General features: G+C 60.9%; 13 protein-coding genes. 11 read left to right on the top strand and 2 right to left on the bottom strand.

The genetic code is table 11. The features are described 5' to 3' along the window. Positions 1–65 precede the first annotated feature (65 nt). A complete protein-coding gene (locus tag AC3ISG_RS04265; protein ID WP_489298587.1) occupies positions 66–1040 on the bottom strand; it encodes a glucokinase in 975 nt (324 codons plus the stop codon). Further along, on the bottom strand, positions 1037–2863 hold the full coding sequence (edd, locus tag AC3ISG_RS04260) for a phosphogluconate dehydratase (RefSeq protein WP_122535885.1): 1827 nt from the start codon (positions 2861–2863) through the stop codon (positions 1037–1039). Before edd ends, AC3ISG_RS04265 begins: the two co-directional genes overlap by 4 nt. Positions 2864–3095: 232 nt before the next feature. Between edd and gap the strand changes: the two genes are divergently transcribed. From gap to AC3ISG_RS04205, 11 genes are all read left to right on the top strand, one after another. After that, entirely contained in the window at positions 3096–4097 is a 1002-nt protein-coding gene (gene gap / locus AC3ISG_RS04255) for a type I glyceraldehyde-3-phosphate dehydrogenase (RefSeq protein WP_172609614.1), read from the top strand. Positions 4098–4322: 225 nt separating this feature from the next. Then, the gene (locus tag AC3ISG_RS04250) at positions 4323–4838 is read left to right on the top strand and encodes an RNA polymerase sigma factor (protein WP_485617657.1); all 516 of its coding nucleotides are present in this window, start codon (positions 4323–4325) and stop codon (positions 4836–4838) included. 80 nt (positions 4839–4918) lie between these two features. Then, a complete protein-coding gene (locus AC3ISG_RS04245) occupies positions 4919–5164 on the top strand; it encodes a FecR/PupR family sigma factor regulator (protein ID WP_489298586.1) in 246 nt (81 codons plus the stop codon). A gap of 183 nt (positions 5165–5347) precedes the next feature. Next, positions 5348–7705 (top strand): TonB-dependent hemoglobin/transferrin/lactoferrin family receptor, encoded by a 2358-nt coding sequence (locus tag AC3ISG_RS04240; RefSeq protein ID WP_489298585.1) that lies wholly within the window; start codon positions 5348–5350, stop codon positions 7703–7705. An 89-nt stretch (positions 7706–7794) separates the two neighbouring features. Further along, positions 7795–8394: a biliverdin-producing heme oxygenase gene (locus AC3ISG_RS04235; protein WP_489298584.1), complete on the top strand. Its 600-nt coding sequence runs from the start codon at positions 7795–7797 to the stop codon at positions 8392–8394. Between the two features lie 93 nt (positions 8395–8487). Beyond that, positions 8488–8901: a YbaN family protein gene (locus AC3ISG_RS04230; protein WP_489298583.1), complete on the top strand. Its 414-nt coding sequence runs from the start codon at positions 8488–8490 to the stop codon at positions 8899–8901. Between the two features lie 177 nt (positions 8902–9078). Beyond that, positions 9079–9429, top strand: a complete 351-nt coding sequence (locus AC3ISG_RS04225; RefSeq protein WP_122535878.1) for a DUF5064 family protein — start codon at positions 9079–9081, stop codon at positions 9427–9429. Between the two features lie 85 nt (positions 9430–9514). Continuing rightward, positions 9515–11023 (top strand): sigma-54-dependent transcriptional regulator, encoded by a 1509-nt coding sequence (locus AC3ISG_RS04220; protein WP_272630272.1) that lies wholly within the window; start codon positions 9515–9517, stop codon positions 11021–11023. Positions 11024–11549: 526 nt separating this feature from the next. Further along, on the top strand, positions 11550–11933 hold the full coding sequence (gene gcvH / locus AC3ISG_RS04215) for a glycine cleavage system protein GcvH (RefSeq protein ID WP_122622516.1): 384 nt from the start codon (positions 11550–11552) through the stop codon (positions 11931–11933). A gap of 10 nt (positions 11934–11943) precedes the next feature. Then, positions 11944–14802, top strand: coding sequence for an aminomethyl-transferring glycine dehydrogenase (gene gcvP / locus AC3ISG_RS04210; protein ID WP_489298581.1), 2859 nt, complete (start codon positions 11944–11946; stop codon positions 14800–14802). A 106-nt stretch (positions 14803–14908) separates the two neighbouring features. Continuing rightward, complete coding sequence (locus AC3ISG_RS04205) at positions 14909–16285, top strand: L-serine ammonia-lyase (RefSeq protein ID WP_122535873.1); 1377 nt, start codon at positions 14909–14911, stop codon at positions 16283–16285. Positions 16286–16342 lie beyond the last annotated feature (57 nt).

Genomic DNA, 16342 nt, shown 5'->3' with positions numbered 1-16342 from the left:
AGCGGCCAGCGAGACGTACGCGGTCTTTGCTTGCAACTTGCAGCTTGCAGCTTGCAGCTTGCAGCTTATAGCTTGCCGCTAGCGCTCGCCGCATATTGATCCAGCGCTACGCCCGCGCCCATCAGGCCAGGGTATTCGGCAGTGACCAGCCAGACCGGCACGTCATTGAAGTAATCCTTCATCAAGCCCTTCTCGGCGAACGCCTTGTTGAAGCCGCTCTGCATGAAGAAATCAACGAAGCGCGGGATCACGCCACCGGCAATATACACGCCGCCGCGTCCGCCGACAGTCAGTACGTTATTGCCCGCCACGCGACCGAGGAACACGCAGAACTGCTCGAGCACCGCGCTGGCGACCGGATCGCCCTTGAGCGCCGCCGAAGTGATGGCCGCCGGGGATTTGAGTTCCGGCTCGATCTCGTCCAGCCCGCAGCTGACTTGATACAGCAGCAACAGTCCGGCGCCACTCAGAATGGTCTCGGCGCTGACATGCTCATGGGTCGCCATCAACCGCATCCACAGCAGGGCTTCGCGAGGGGTACCGATCGGCAGATCAACGTGACCGCCCTCGCCCGGCACCGCAGTCCAACGCGCTTCGCCGCTGCGGATCAACGTACCGACACCGAGCCCGGTTCCAGGCCCGATCACCACCCGCGCGCCGCGAGGATCGCCCTTGCCATGACGCACGGTCAGGTACTCGTCGTCCTTCAGGCGGGTCATGCCCAGCGCCATGGCGGTGAAGTCGTTGACCAAGATCAGGTGGTCGATCTTCAGCTCGGCGCAGAATGCCTGCCGGTTGATCTTCCAGTGGCTGTTGGTGAAGTGAAAATCGTCGCCGGTCACCGGCCCGGCCACGGCGAGGCAGATGGAGGTGACATCACCGCGCTGCAATTCCAGGTCCTGCAAATAGACCGTCAGGGCCTTTTCAGGACTGGCGTAATCGACCGTCGCGAACACGCGGATCGAATGCAACTGCTCGTCTTCCCAAATGGCAAACCGCGCATTTGTGCCGCCGATATCACCCACCATCGCCAATGTCACTTGAGCGTCTCCAGATTCGAAGTAAAGGCGCTGGCGCCCTTCTCTGCCGAGCTGAAGGCCATACGCATGAAGCCGAACAGTTCGCGGCCGCTGCCCACGTTATGGGACAAGCGACCGATCGCCGGCTCTCTGGCGGCCAATTCTGCCGGTTCGACCAGAACTTGCAACGTTCCTTTCACGCCATCGACACGAATGAGATCCCCATCACGCACCAACGCCAGCGGTCCGCCGTCGGAGGCCTCGGGGCAAACGTGGATCGCCGCCGGGATTTTCCCGGAGGCGCCGGACATGCGCCCGTCAGTAATCAGCGCCACTTTGAAGCCACGGTCCTGCAGCACGCCCAGAAACGGCGTCATCTTGTGCAGCTCCGGCATGCCGTTGGAGCGCGGCCCCTGGAAGCGCATGACCGCCACAAAATCGCATTCCAGCTCACCGGCCTTGAAGGCGTCGGCGAGATCCTGCTGGTCTTCGAATACTTTTGCGGGCGCTTCGACGATCTGATGCTCCAGCGCAACGGCAGAAACTTTCATCACGCCACGCCCCAGGTTGCCTTCCATGACCCGCAGGCCACCCTCAGCCGAGAACGGACGCGCGATGGGGCGCAGGACGTTTTCGTCGAGGCTTTCGATTGGGCCATCGCGCCACACCAGTGTGCCTTCTTCAAGGAACGGCTCCTGGGTGTAGCGACGCAGACCACGGCCCATCACTGTGTTGACGTCTTCGTGCATCAGGCCCGCGTCGAGCAGTTCACGAATCAGGAAGGACATGCCGCCGGCGGCCTGGAAGTGGTTGATGTCGGCTTTGCCGTTCGGGTAGACGTGGGACAGGGTCGGTACGACTTCCGACAGGTCGGCCATGTCCTGCCAGGTCAGCTGAATGCCCGCGCACTGGGCAATCGCCGGCATGTGCAGGGTGTGGTTGGTGGAACCGCCCGTCGCGTGCAGGGCAACAATCGAGTTGACCAGCGAACGTTCGTCCACAATCTCTCCGAGAGGGATGAAGTCGCCGCTTTGTTTGGTCAGACGCGTGACCTGGAACGCCGCCTCGCGTGTCAGGGCATCGCGTAGCGGTGTGTAGGGATTGACGAAAGAGGCACCCGGAAGATGCAGACCCATGACTTCCATGATCAGCTGGTTGGTGTTCGCCGTGCCGTAGAACGTGCAGGTGCCCGGACCGTGGTAGGACTTCATTTCCGAATCCAGCAGCTCTTCGCGCGTCGCCTTGCCTTCGGCGTAGCGCTGACGCACGTCGGCTTTCTCTTTGTTGGAGATGCCCGACACCATCGGCCCGCCCGGCACAAAAATCGTCGGCAAATGACCGAAGCGCAGCGAGCCCATCAGCAGACCCGGAACGATCTTGTCGCAGATGCCCAACATCAGCGCGCCGTCGAACATGTTGTGGGACAACGCCACCGCTGTTGCCATCGCAATGACTTCTCGGCTGGCGATACTCAGCTCCATGCCAGGCTCACCTTGGGTGACGCCGTCGCACATGGCCGGAACGCCACCGGCAAACTGCCCCACCGAGCCGATTTCGCGCAGCGCTTTTTTGATCTGTTCGGGGAAGTGTTCGTACGGCTGGTGGGCCGAGAGCATGTCGTTGTAGGAAGAGACAATGGCGATGTTGGCCGCATTCATCATGCGCAGGCTGTTCTTGTCTTCGGGACCACATGCCGCAACGCCGTGGGCGAAGTTGGCACATTGCAGCTTGCCGCGCATCGGCCCGTCGCTCGCCGCACCCCGGATCAATTGCAGGTAGCGTTGACGGGTTTCACGGCTGCGAGCAATCAGCCGTTCGGTTACCTCAAGGACGCGGGGATGCATGTCATGGACTCCAGGCTAGCGATGTGGTCACTCGTTCAGGCGCTTTCACCAGGCTGCGATCATTCCGGGCTCAGACGAGAGCGGCGGCAAGCGCTTGATTTTCAGCCAGTTGTGACGGCCAGACGGGTTTCTATTTGTAGATAAAACAAAATACTGCCACTAAAAGGGGTTGTTTTCTATTTTTATGAGAATAATCTTGTAATTCCAACAACAAATTCCTGAGGACGGGTGTATGACTCTCCGCATCGCAATCAATGGCTTTGGCCGAATCGGCCGCAACGTCCTACGCGCACTCTATACCCAAGGCTACCGTCAGGACCTGCAAGTCGTCGCCATCAACGACTTGGGCGACAGCGAGATCAACGCCCACCTGCTGAAATTCGACACGGTGCACGGGCCGTTCGACGGTACCGTCGAGCACGATCAGGAAAGTCTGACCGTCAATGGTGACCGAATTTCGGTCAGCGCCATTCGCAACCCGGCCGAGCTGCCGTGGAAATCCCTGAACATCGACGTGGTGTTCGAATGCACCGGTCTGTTCACCGACCGCACCAAGGCTGCTGCCCACATCACTGCCGGCGCCAAAAAAGTGATTATCTCGGCTCCGGCCAAAGGCGCCGATGCGACGATCGTCTACGGCGTCAACCATGACGTGCTGCGCCAGTCCCATCAGGTCATTTCCAACGCCTCCTGCACCACCAACTGCCTGGCGCCGGTTGCCCAGGTGTTGAACCGTGAGTTGGGCATCGAGAGCGGTCTGATGACCACCATCCACGCCTACACCAACGACCAGAACCTGATCGACGTCTACCACACTGACCCGTACCGCGCGCGTTCGGCTACCCAGTCGATGATTCCGAGCAAGACGGGCGCTGCTGAAGCGGTCGGCCTGGTGCTGCCGGAACTGGCGGGCAAGCTGACCGGCATGGCCGTGCGTGTGCCGGTGATCAACGTTTCGCTGGTGGACCTGACCATTCAGCTCAAGCGCGATGCGACGGCCGAAGAGGTCAACGCGATCATGAAAGAAGCGGCTCAGCATTCGAAAATCCTCGGCTACAACACCCTGCCGCTGGTTTCCCACGACTTCAATCACAACCCGCTGTCGTCCATCTTCGACGCGAACCACACCAAGGTCAGCGGTCGCCTGCTGAAGGTGCTGGCGTGGTACGACAACGAATGGGGCTTCTCCAACCGCATGCTGGATAACTGCCTGGCGTTGATGAACGCCGAGTAAGTAAGTAACGGGATCATCCTGTGTAGGAGCGAGCTTGCTCGCGAAGAAGGAATGCACGCCGCTGAAGAGTCAGCGGACTTTCCAAGCTCTTCGCGATCAAACTCCCTCCTTCAGTAATGGCTACCGTCCCCGGACAACGCCTTTACAATCTGTGCAAATCCCTGCCTTGACCTGACCTCTAGATGATAAGCATTATCATCTGCTGAATTCTGGTCGGGTGTCCCCGTGACTCAGTCGCACTTCAATGCTGTCTTTCTAGCCCGGCGAACCATGCTGTTGCGCACGCTTCAGCGCATGGTCCGTAGCCACACCACCGCCGAAGACCTGCTCCAGGAAACCTACCTGCGGGTCACCCGTGCACTCGCCGAGCGGGCCATCGAACACCTCGAACCCTTCGTCTTCCAGACCGCGCGCAATCTGGCCCTGGATCATCTGCGCGCAAGGCGCGTTCACGCGCGCACCATCATTGACGATGCGCCCCTCAGCGATATCCATAATGTCGTCGCCCCCGACACCTCACTGGAGGATGCCGCCCACGCCAACCGTCTGCTGGAAAGTCTTAGCGCAAGCCTGGAAACCCTGTCGCCGCGGCAGCAGAAAATCTTTAACCTCAGTCGACTTCACGGCGCGAGTTATCTGGAAATCGCCGAGCAACTGGGCGTGTCCACCAGCACCGTGCAAAAAGAATTGAAGCTGATCATGACGGTTTGCCTGAGTGTGGCCGCGCGTCTGGATCACTGAGCTTCGCCGGCAAGAATCGTCAGCTGGTGCTACAGAGTGACGCTACACTGCCGGCCAAACCGTGGACCCGAGGACGCTGCTTGACGGACGCTCAATCACCCCGCCGCGCTAAGGCCAATGCAGTGCGCGCTGCCGAGACGATGGACCAGGCCCTGACCTGGCTGATCGAGCTGGAAATCGCCGATGTTGCAACACACGCGCGCTTTCTGGAATGGCTCGACGCCGATCCCGCCCACCGCGAAGCGTTTGCCAGCGCCGAGGCCGTGTGGCACTCGCAACCGGTATTCGATGCAGCTGCGGTGCTGGCGGCGCGGAAGAAAACATAGCGCCGGTTGATGTACCGACAAAACTGCAGTGCCATTGCGTTAAACCTGAAGATCTGAAACTGACCGAAATTATTTTTACGCGATAGCCGCGGCCCGTACGTCTAGTCATAGCCAATGCAACTGATTCCTATTTGAATCATCTCGCAACAACTATGACGACCCGCACGACAGGGAGCGCTATCCATGCTGTCCAGTTTCAACCCCGCGCCGCCCGCCTCGCCGACACCCACCCACCCCCTGGGGCTTTCGTTGCTGACGATCGCCGTTATCGCCGCAACTCTGCACAGTCCCGCCATTGCTGCTGCGGAACAGGGCAATGCGCTGGAAATCGAGCAGATTACGGTCAGTGCCACACGTCACGCGCAGTCGGTGGAATCGGTGCCCGGTACAGTGACCGTGCAGGACCGCGCAACGCTGGATCGGCGCAACGTCAACAGCATCCGCGACCTGGTACGCGACGAGCCGGGGGTCTCCGTGGGCGGGGCCGGCCAACGTGCGGGCACCAGCGGCTACAACATTCGCGGCATCGACGGCGATCGGATCCTGACGCAGGTAGATGGCGTCGAAGTGCCGGACAACTTCTTCCAGGGTCCTTTCGCCAACACCCATCGCAATTACGTTGATCCGGAGATCATCAAGCGCGTCGAGATCCTGCGCGGGCCTGCGTCGGCGCTGTATGGGAGCAGCGCCATCGGCGGTGCCGTGAGCTATTACACCCTCGACCCCGAGGACATCATCAAGCCGGGCAAGGACGTCGGCGCCCGCCTGAAAACCGGCTACAGCTCGGCGGACAACAGCTGGCTGAATTCATCCACGGTTGCCGGACGCGTGGGAGATGTCGACGGTTTGCTGCACGTCAGTCAACGTAACGGCCACGAGACCGAGTCCTACGGTGAGCATGGCGGCACAGGGCTGTCCCGGACGGCGGCCAACCCGGAAGACGCACGCGCAACGAATGTGCTGGCCAAGCTGGGTTGGAACTACGGCAACAATGATCGTCTGGCGTTCACGTACGAGAAGTACAAGGACGACACGCATACGAATCAGAAGAGTGTGGTGGGTGGGCCTTTCAATGCCGGTGTTGGCTTCGGCTACTACGGTTCACGCGAAGGAAACGACGTTATCACCCGAGAGCGGTTTGGCCTGGAAAACAGCTTTGCGCTGGACAGCGTGTTGGCTGACAACGCCAAGTGGAGCGTGAACTACCAGATTGCCAAGACCGATCAAAATACGCTTGAAAGGTATCTTCCCTCTAACCCCAGAAGCGGGGCGGTTTTGCGAGATGTCTGGCGCACCCGCGACACCCACTACAAGGAACGCCAGTGGATCCTCGACGCACAGCTGGATAAAGCGTTCGACCTTGGCGACACCCAGCACTTGCTGACGTACGGCACGACCCTCAAGCAACAGAAGGTGACAGGACTGCGGACAGGATCAGCCACCTGTGCGTCGGTCGTCGGGACCTGCCGCACCCTCGGCGCAGTCAGTGCCAGCGCGAACGACATCGTGGCACCCACCAATGACTTCCCGAACCCGACGATCACCACCTACGCGCTGTTCGCTCAGGATCAGATCAAGTGGGGCGACTGGACCTTCATGCCCGGCGCCCGCTACGACTACACCACGCTAGAACCAAACGCCACAGATTCATTCCTCAAAAGCGTCAACCTGAAAAACAAGAGCGAGTTCGACGACAGCACGAAAAAATGGCATCGCCTGTTACCCAAGCTGGGGCTGACCTATGCGTTCAACGACGCCTACACCTGGTACGGCCAATACGCCGAGGGTTTCCGCACGCCGAGCGCCAAAGCCATGTATGGCCGCTTCGAAAACACCCGGGGCAATTACGCCGTCGAGCCCAATCCCGACCTGAACCCGGAGACCAGCAAGAGCTACGAAACCGGGCTGCGCGGTCACTTCGACGAAGGCACGTTTGATCTGGCGGTGTTCTACAACACGTATCGCGACTTCATTAATGAGGACGCAGTGATTCCAGCCAACGCCACCACCACGACCTTCCAGTCCAACAACATCAAGCACGCCACGATCAAGGGCGTCGAGCTCAAGGGTCGCTTGAACCTGGACAGCTTCGGCGCACCCGAAGGCCTCTACACCCGAGGCTCGCTGGCCTATCTGTACGGCCGCAACAACGACACCGGCCAGCCCCTCAATAGCATCAATCCGCTCACCGGCGTAGTCGGGCTGGGTTATGACCAGAACAACTACGGCGGCGTGCTGAACTGGACGCTGGTCAAGCGCAAGACGCGGGTCGACACCAGCAACTACTACGCCCCCGACGGTGCCACCCGGTTCAAGACGCCGGGCTTTGGCCTCGTCGATCTGACGGGCTATTACAAAGTCACCAACGACGTCACGGTCAGCGGTGGCCTGTACAACCTCGCGGACAAAAAATACTGGCTGTGGGACGACGTGCGCGGCTACGACAACGTCGGCGAAGCAGGCGCCACTGCTCCCGCCAACCTCGACCGTCTGACCCAGCCCGGCCGCAATTTCGCCGTGAACGTGGTGTGGGACATCTGACCGATCCCCGTCGCAGGAACGTGGCTTTTTACGCGCCTGCGACGCTCGTTCGTCTTGTTAACAAACGCCTCATTTCCAAGGAAGACCCCATGACCGACAACTCGATTCGTCGCTCGCAACGACTGAACCAGATCACCCATGCCCCCCATGAACAACTGGACAAGGCAGTGAAGGCCAACGCGCCGTTCGAAACACTGGCCAGCTACAGCCGATTCCTCAGCGCCCAATACCTGTTTCAGGAAGAGCTGAAAACGCTGTACACGCACCCGCAGTTGATCGAGCTGATTGCCGACCTGCCGGATCGATGCCGCGCCGAACAAGCCAAAGCCGATCTGATTGATCTTCAGGCTGCCATCCCTGCTCCGGTCGCCGGCGCCGTCAATGGGCCCAGCCTTGCCGAGGCGCTGGGCTGGCTGTTCGTGTCGGAAGGCTCGAAGCTGGGCGCAGCGTTTTTGATCAAGCGCGCCGTGGACTTGAACCTCAGCGAGACCTTCGGCGCCCGACATCTGGGCGAACCGGCGGGCGGTCGCGCCGAAGGCTGGAAACGCTTTATCCGGATCATTGACGATCTGCCGTTCAACGCCGAACAAGAGCGTGAGATAGACCGTGGCGCAGTGGCGGCCTTCGAACGCTTCAACGTTCTGCTGCAACACACCTATGCAACAACGTCTCAAGCCGAACCCGCCTGACGCCGGGCCTTTTGCGCCCGGCACTGATAAGCTGAGCGCCTTTGCGGGACGTGAAAATCCCGCAGCACCTGCTCACTCTGCATTACCGAGACCATGACCCGTACTCCACCTGGCAGCAAACTGTCCCGCATCCTGTTTGGCATTCTCGCCTACGTGAGCCTGACCATCGGCATCATCGCGATTTTCATTCCTGGCCTGCCCACCACCGAATTCATTCTGCTGGCGGCTTGGGCGGCCACTCGTAGCTCGCCGCGTTTAAGCGCCTGGCTGGAAAACCACCGGTTGTTCGGACCGATGTTGAGCAACTGGCGGAACGGCAAGATGATTGCGCGCAGGGCCAAAATCAGCGCCACGGTCACCATGCTGATCTGCGCGGTCATGATGCTGGTGTTGCTGAAACACAATTGGTGGATCTACTTCGCGGTGGCCGGCATGGTGCTGGTCAATCTGTGGATCTGGTCACGGCCCGAGCCTTCGCGCCTTCAACCGGAAAAAAGCGAGGTGTAGGACCGGCTTTATCCGGTAAGAGGCCGGTTTGAACACCCTCTATTCTGAGGCGTGACGTCTGACGCTTTCCCGGCTGAAGCCGGTTTGACCGATAGCACTCGGCATATGAACCTGAACCCGAGGCGGTCCTATGGGTCTGTCCCTTTAGGTCCATTCACCTTCCCAGGAGCCACCGCCATGTTCGAGCCAGGCCATCTGCACATCGTCCACCCCGCAGTGCAACCCCACGACGTCGGCTACGACCTTCACATCCGCTACGAAGTCAGCCAGATCGACTCGGGGCCGGGCATGCAGTTCACCCTGGAAGGCGACGTCAGTGGCCAGCCGGTCAATGAAACGTTCGAACTGCCCAAGGACAAAGCCTACAACTTCGCCAGCGAAGCGTCCCGCAGACTCGAAAAGCATGGCCTGCCAAAAACCACTGACCTGCACGCGATGCACGGTGAATACGACCAGATGTTCGAAGACATCCGTCACAAGCTCGACATGAAATCCGGTGACCCGGTAAAGCCGGAGCATCTGGAATAGCCAGCGCGCTTTCAGGGTCTCGGGATGGCTAATGAGATTACTGGCATAATCGCCCCCCTCACTCCCGCGAACCCTTTCCTTCCCCATGCGCATTCACGTCACGTTCATTGATCGCGTCGGCATCACCCAGGAAGTGCTGGCCATTCTCGGCGCGCGCAACCTGAACCTCGATGCAGTGGAAATGGTGCCGCCCAACGTCTATATCGACGCGCCTACGCTGAGCCATGACGTGCTTGAAGAACTCAAGGACCGGCTGTTTCGCGTGCGCGGCGTGGAAGCGATCACGGTGGTCGACATTCTTCCCGGTCAGCGCCGTCACCTGCAGCTTGACGCCTTGCTGGCAGCGATGACCGACCCGGTGCTCGCCCTCGACAGTGCCGGCCATGTGTTGCTGGCAAACCCGGCGCTGGTTGCGCTGTACGGCCGGGAACCGGCGGGCGAGTCGATTGGCGAGCTGTTTTCCGATGCGGGCCTGCAATCGGCGCTGCTGGAAAACGGCTTTCGCCTCCCACTGCGGGAAGTCACGCTGAACGGAGAGGCCTTGCTGCTCGACGCGACGCCGATCACCGACGCGGGCGCATTGCTGACCCTTTATCAACCGAGCCGAATCGGTGAGCGCCTGTCAGCACTGCACCACGATCACGCTGAAGGCTTCGACGCGTTGCTGGGCGATTCTGCGCCTATACGCACCCTCAAGGCGCGGGCGCAACGGGTCGCGGCACTGGATGCGCCACTGCTGATTCAGGGCGAAACCGGTACGGGCAAGGAATTGGTGGCGCGGGCCTGCCATGCCGTCAGCGCGCGCAACGGAGCGCCTTTTCTCGCCCTGAACTGTGCGGCATTGCCGGAGAACCTCGCCGAAAGCGAACTGTTCGGTTACGCCCCCGGCGCCTTCACCGGTGCGCAGCGGGGCGGCAAACCGGGGCTGATGGAGCTTGCCAACAAAGGCACCGTGTTTCTCGACGAGATCGGCGAGATGTCGCCGTATCTGCAGGCCAAACTGCTGCGCTTTCTCAATGACGGCAGCTTTCGGCGTGTTGGCGGCGACAAGGAAGTGCAGGTCAACGTGCGCATCTTGAGCGCCACCCACCGCGACCTGGAGAAAATGGTCGCCGAGGGCACCTTTCGCGAAGACCTGTTCTATCGCCTGAACGTGCTTAATCTGGACGTGCCACCGCTGCGTGAACGCGGTCAGGACATCCTGATGCTGGCGCGCTATTTCATGGAGCAGGCCTGCACGCAGATTCAGCGACCGGTCTGCCGCCTCGCCCCGACCACCTACCCTGCCCTCCTTGGCAATCGCTGGCCGGGCAACGTGCGCCAGTTGCAGAACGTGATCTTCCGCGCGGCGGCCATCTGCGACAGTTCGCTGGTCGACATCGGCGACCTCGACATTGCCGGCACGTCGGTAGCGAGGGGCAGTGATGGCGAAGTAGAAAGCCTCGAAGGTGCGGTCGAGGATTTTGAGAGGTCCCTGCTGGAGAAGCTCTACAGCCAATACCCATCGACCCGGCAACTGGCCGCGCGGCTACAGACATCCCACACCGCAATCGCGCACCGGCTGCGCAAGTACGGGATTCCGGGGAAAGGCTAAAGAGCCCAAGGAAGATGGGAGGGAGCTTGCTCGCGAAGACAGTGTCCCGCTTAAAACTCAGCGAATGTAACTGCCTCTTCGCGAGCAAGCCCGCTCCCACAGGATGGGGTTCGGCTTGGAATCTCAGCCGTTCCGCGAAACGTGTGGGAGTGAGCTTGCTCACGAAGGCAATATTCCAGCCGCTGAAGATCTAGCGCGAGAGCTGGGCTATTTGCGAGCATGCTCGCTCCCACCAATCCGTGTACCTGCATGAAATTCAGCGCATTACTGCCGTAACGATACCGCAACACTGTATTGAAAGCATTCCAGAGCACACACTCAGCGGCTTATAACGCCGCTGTGGCGAAATCCTGCTCAAGCCTCAAAGCTGCGTATCGATTTCGTTCCAGCAAGTGTCGAATTCCAAACCATTTAAACCGCCACCGCCCAACGTTTACGCGCCCCTCCCGACCTTGGCCGCAAACTTGCTATGCACTCCCCCATCACGCCCGGGCATAACGGGCGATTTACCATCTGGGGAGAGTTCATGAGCGAGTTGCGTTTTACCGAAGACCACGAGTGGCTGCGCGCCGAAACTGACGGCAGCGTCACAGTCGGCATCACCGCCTTCGCGCAGGACGCACTGGGTGACGTGGTTTTCGTGCAACTGCCGGAGCTGCAGGCCTACGACAAAGGTGCTGAAGCTGCCACCGTCGAATCGGTCAAAGCTGCCAGCGGCGTGTACATGCCCCTGGACGGTGAAGTTGTCGAAACCAATCCCGCGCTGGACGCCAACCCCGAACTGGTCAACGAAGACCCGCTCGGCCAAGGCTGGTTCTTTCGCTTTATTCCTTCCAATCCCGATGCTGTCGGCCAACTGCTGACTCAAGACGCCTATGATCGTCTGATCAAAGCCAACGCCGAAGCCTGAGGAGCGCGCAATGACTGACCGTATTGAATTGAGCACCGCCAACGAGTTCATCGCCCGCCACATCGGCCCGCGTGCCGCTGATGAAAAAGCCATGCTCACCACCCTGGGCTATGACTCCCTCGACGCGCTGACCGCCAGCGTCATCCCTGAATCCATCAAAGGCACCAGCGTTCTCGGCCTGTCCGCCGGGCAAAGCGAAGCCGACGCACTGGCCGACATCAAAGCCATCGCCGGCAAGAATCAGCTGTTTAAAACCTACATCGGCCAGGGTTACTACAACACCCACACCCCAGCGCCGATTCTGCGCAACCTGCTGGAAAACCCGGCCTGGTACACCGCTTACACACCGTATCAGCCGGAGATTTCCCAAGGCCGTCTGGAGTCGCTGCTGAACTTCCAGACCCTGATCAGCGACCTGACCGGCCTGCCGATCGCCAACGCCTCACTGCTCGACGAAGCCACCGCCGCCGCCGAAGCCATGACCTTCTGCAAACGCCTGAGCAAGAACAAGAGCAGCAACAAGTTCTTCGCCTCCGCCCATTGCCACCCGCAAACCCTCGATGTGCTGCAAACCCGCGCCGAGCCGCTGGGCATTGAAGTGGTCGTCGCGGATGAGTCTCAACTGACCGATGTCAGCGCGTTCTTCGGCGCGCTGCTGCAATACCCTGCCAGCAATGGCGACGTGTTCGACTACCGCGAACTGGTCGAGCGCTTCCATGCCGCCAATGCCTTGGTCGCCGTGGCAGCCGACCTGCTGGCCCTGACCCTGCTCACCCCACCGGGCGAGTTTGGCGCAGACGTGGCCATCGGCAGCGCGCAACGCTTCGGCGTGCCGCTGGGTTTCGGTGGTCCGCACGCGGCCTACTTCTCCACCCGCGACGCCTACAAGCGCGACATGCCCGGGCGACTGGTCGGTGTGTCCATTGACCGCTTCGGCAAAACCGCCCTGCGTCTGGCCATGCAAACCCGCGAGCAACACATTCGTCGCGAGAAGGCCACCAGCAACATCTGCACCGCGCAGGTGCTGCTCGCCAACATCGCCAGCATGTACGCCGTGTACCACGGTCCGTGCGGCCTGATCCGCATCGCCAATCGCGTGCATCACCTGACCGCGATTTTCGCCGAGGGCCTGAGCCAGCTGGGCCAGAAGGCCGAGCAGTCGTTCTTCTTTGACAGCATCACCCTGAACACCGGCGCCAAAACGGCCGATCTGCACGCCAAGGCCCGCGCACACGAAATCAACCTGCGTGAAGTAGACGCTGAGCGTCTGGGCGTTTCCCTGGACGAAACTACAAAGCAAGCCGACGTCGAAGTGCTGTGGTCCCTCTTCGCGGCAGAAGGCCAGGCCCTGCCTGATTTCGCCGCGCTGGCAGACAGCGTCGAAGCGCGCCTGCCTGCCGAGCTGAAGCGCCAGTCGGCGATCCTCAGCCACCCGGTGTTCAACCGTTACCACTCCGAAACCGAGCTGATGCGCTACCTGCGTCGCCTGGCGGACAAAGATCTGGCGCTGGACCGCACGATGATCCCGCTGGGCTCGTGCACCATGAAACTCAACGCCGCCAGCGAAATGATCCCGGTGACCTGGGCTGAATTCGGCAACCTGCACCCTTTCGCCCCGGCCGAACAAAGCGCCGGTTATCAGCAACTGACCGACGAACTGGAAGCGATGCTCTGTGCCGCCACCGGTTACGACGCGATCTCCCTGCAGCCGAACGCTGGCTCCCAGGGCGAGTATGCCGGTCTGCTGGCGATCCGCGCTTACCACCAGAGCCGTGGCGATGAGCGTCGCGACATCTGCCTGATTCCGTCCTCTGCCCACGGCACCAACCCGGCGACCGCCAACATGGCCGGCATGCGCGTGGTCGTGACCGCCTGCGATGCACGCGGCAACGTCGACATCGAAGACCTGCGCGCCAAGGCCATCGAGCACCGCGAACACCTCGCTGCCCTGATGATCACCTACCCGTCGACCCACGGCGTGTTCGAAGAAGGCATCCGCGAAATCTGCGGCATCGTTCATGACAACGGCGGCCAGGTGTACATCGACGGCGCCAACATGAACGCCATGGTCGGCCTCTGCGCACCGGGCAAGTTCGGCGGCGACGTGTCGCACCTCAATCTGCACAAAACCTTCTGCATCCCCCACGGCGGCGGCGGCCCGGGCGTTGGCCCGATCGGCGTCAAATCACACCTGGCGGCGTTCATGCCGGGTCACGCCCGAATGGAACGCAAGGAAGGCGCGGTCTGCGCGGCGCCGTTCGGCAGCGCGAGCATTTTGCCGATCACCTGGATGTACATCCGCATGATGGGCGGCGAAGGCCTCAAGCGCGCCTCGCAGTTGGCGATCCTCAATGCCAACTACATCTCCCGTCGCCTGGAAGAGCACTACCCCGTGCTCTACACCGGCAGCAACGGCCTGGTCGCCCACGAATGCATTCTCGACCTGCGCCCCCTGAAAGAAACCAGCGGCATCAGCGTTGATGACGTCGCCAAGCGTCTGATCGACTTCGGTTTCCACGCACCGACCATGTCTTTCCCGGTCGCGGGGACGTTGATGATCGAGCCGACCGAAAGCGAATCGAAAGAGGAGCTGGACCGCTTCTGCGACGCGATGATCAAGATCCGCGAAGAAATCCGCGCGGTCGAAAGCGGCGTGCTGGACAAGGACGACAACCCGCTGAAAAACGCGCCGCACACCGCCGCTGAACTGGTGGGCGAATGGAGCCACCCGTACAGCCGCGAGCAGGCTGTTTACCCGGTGGCGTCGTTGATCGAAGGCAAATACTGGCCGCCGGTCGGTCGCGTCGACAACGTGTTCGGCGACCGCAATCTGGTCTGCGCCTGCCCGTCGATCGAAGACTACGCTTAACCCAGCCACGAGCTTCAAGCCGCAAGCTACAAGTGAAAGCCGATCAGCTTTTACTTGCGGCTTGTAGCATGCTGCTTGTTACTGCTTCACTTCCCGGAACCCCATCATGTCGCTGAGCGTATTTGACCTGTTCAAGATCGGCATTGGTCCCTCCAGTTCCCACACGGTGGGCCCGATGCGAGCGGCGGCGCGTTTTGCCGAAGGCTTGCAGCGCGATGGCCTGCTGGAAACCATCATCTGCGTCAAAGTCGAGCTCTACGGTTCCCTCGGTGCTACCGGCAAAGGCCACGGCAGCGACAAGGCTGTTTTACTGGGCCTTGAAGGTGAGCACCCGGACACCGTCGACACCGAAACCGTTGATGCTCGCCTGCAGCAGATACGCAGCAGTGAACGCCTGAACCTGCTCGGCCAGCACAGCATCGAATTCATCGAAAAGCATCACCTGGCGATGATTCGCAAGCCCTTGGCCTACCACCCCAACGGCATGATTTTCCGTGCCTTCGACGCCTCTGGCATACAGGTCCGCAGCCGCGAGTACTACTCCGTTGGCGGCGGCTTCGTGGTCGATGAGGACGCGGCTGGCGCGGATCGCATCGTGGAAGACCAGACGCCTCTGGTGTATCCCTTCAAAACCGCACGGGATCTGATGCTGCATTGCACCGCCAGCGGTCTTTCCATCAGCCAGATCATGCTGGCGAACGAAGCCGCGTGGCGCCCCGAAGCCGAAACCCGTCAGGGCCTGTTGCACATCTGGCAGGTCATGCAGGACTGCGTCGAAGCGGGTTGCCGCAACGAAGGCATTTTGCCGGGTGGCCTGAAGGTCAAACGGCGTGCGGCGGCACTGCATCGCCAGTTGTGCAAAAACCCGGAAGCCGCGCTGCGCGATGCGTTGTCGGTGCTCGACTGGGTCAATCTATACGCGTTGGCGGTCAATGAAGAAAACGCCAACGGCGGCCGTGTGGTCACCGCGCCCACCAACGGCGCAGCAGGGATCATCCCGGCCGTGCTGCATTACTACACACGCTTCATCACCGGGGCGAACGAGGACGGGGTCGTGCGTTTCCTGCTCACGGCGGCGGCCATCGGCATTCTCTATAAAGAGAACGCGTCGATCTCAGGCGCCGAAGTCGGCTGTCAGGGCGAAGTCGGCGTGGCCTGCTCCATGGCCGCCGGTGCGCTGTGCGAAGTGTTGGGCGGCAACGTTCAACAAGTGGAAAACGCTGCTGAAATCGGCATGGAACACAACCTCGGTCTGACCTGCGACCCGATTGGAGGCCTGGTTCAAGTGCCATGCATTGAACGCAACGCCATGGGTTCGGTGAAGGCCATCAACGCGGTCCGCATGGCCTTGCGCGGCGACGGCCAGCATTTTGTCTCGCTGGATAAAGTGATCCGCACCATGCGCCAGACCGGCGCCGACATGAAAAGCAAATACAAGGAAACAGCCCGTGGCGGGCTGGCCGTGAACATCATCGAGTGCTGATCTCAGCCCCTATTCACAGACTTCCCTGCCCTGGGCGGGGAAGCCGGAACCGCTTTC

This window comes from Pseudomonas sp. GL_135, from assembly GCF_057834665.1.
This window is presented reverse-complemented; position numbering and strand designations above follow the sequence as displayed.

Bases quoted from the DNA above. Each gene is read 5' to 3' on its own strand.
- edd (WP_122535885.1), bottom strand. From the start codon at position 2,863: ATGCATCCCCGCGTCCTTGAGGTAACCGAACGGCTGATTGCTCGCAGC.
- gap (WP_172609614.1), top strand. From the start codon at position 3,096: ATGACTCTCCGCATCGCAATCAATGGCTTTGGCCGAATCGGCCGCAAC.
- AC3ISG_RS04240 (WP_489298585.1), top strand. From the start codon at position 5,348: ATGCTGTCCAGTTTCAACCCCGCGCCGCCCGCCTCGCCGACACCCACC.
- AC3ISG_RS04235 (WP_489298584.1), top strand. From the start codon at position 7,795: ATGACCGACAACTCGATTCGTCGCTCGCAACGACTGAACCAGATCACC.
- AC3ISG_RS04230 (WP_489298583.1), top strand. From the start codon at position 8,488: ATGACCCGTACTCCACCTGGCAGCAAACTGTCCCGCATCCTGTTTGGC.
- AC3ISG_RS04225 (WP_122535878.1), top strand. From the start codon at position 9,079: ATGTTCGAGCCAGGCCATCTGCACATCGTCCACCCCGCAGTGCAACCC.
- AC3ISG_RS04220 (WP_272630272.1), top strand. From the start codon at position 9,515: ATGCGCATTCACGTCACGTTCATTGATCGCGTCGGCATCACCCAGGAA.
- gcvH (WP_122622516.1), top strand. From the start codon at position 11,550: ATGAGCGAGTTGCGTTTTACCGAAGACCACGAGTGGCTGCGCGCCGAA.
- gcvP (WP_489298581.1), top strand. From the start codon at position 11,944: ATGACTGACCGTATTGAATTGAGCACCGCCAACGAGTTCATCGCCCGC.
- AC3ISG_RS04205 (WP_122535873.1), top strand. From the start codon at position 14,909: ATGTCGCTGAGCGTATTTGACCTGTTCAAGATCGGCATTGGTCCCTCC.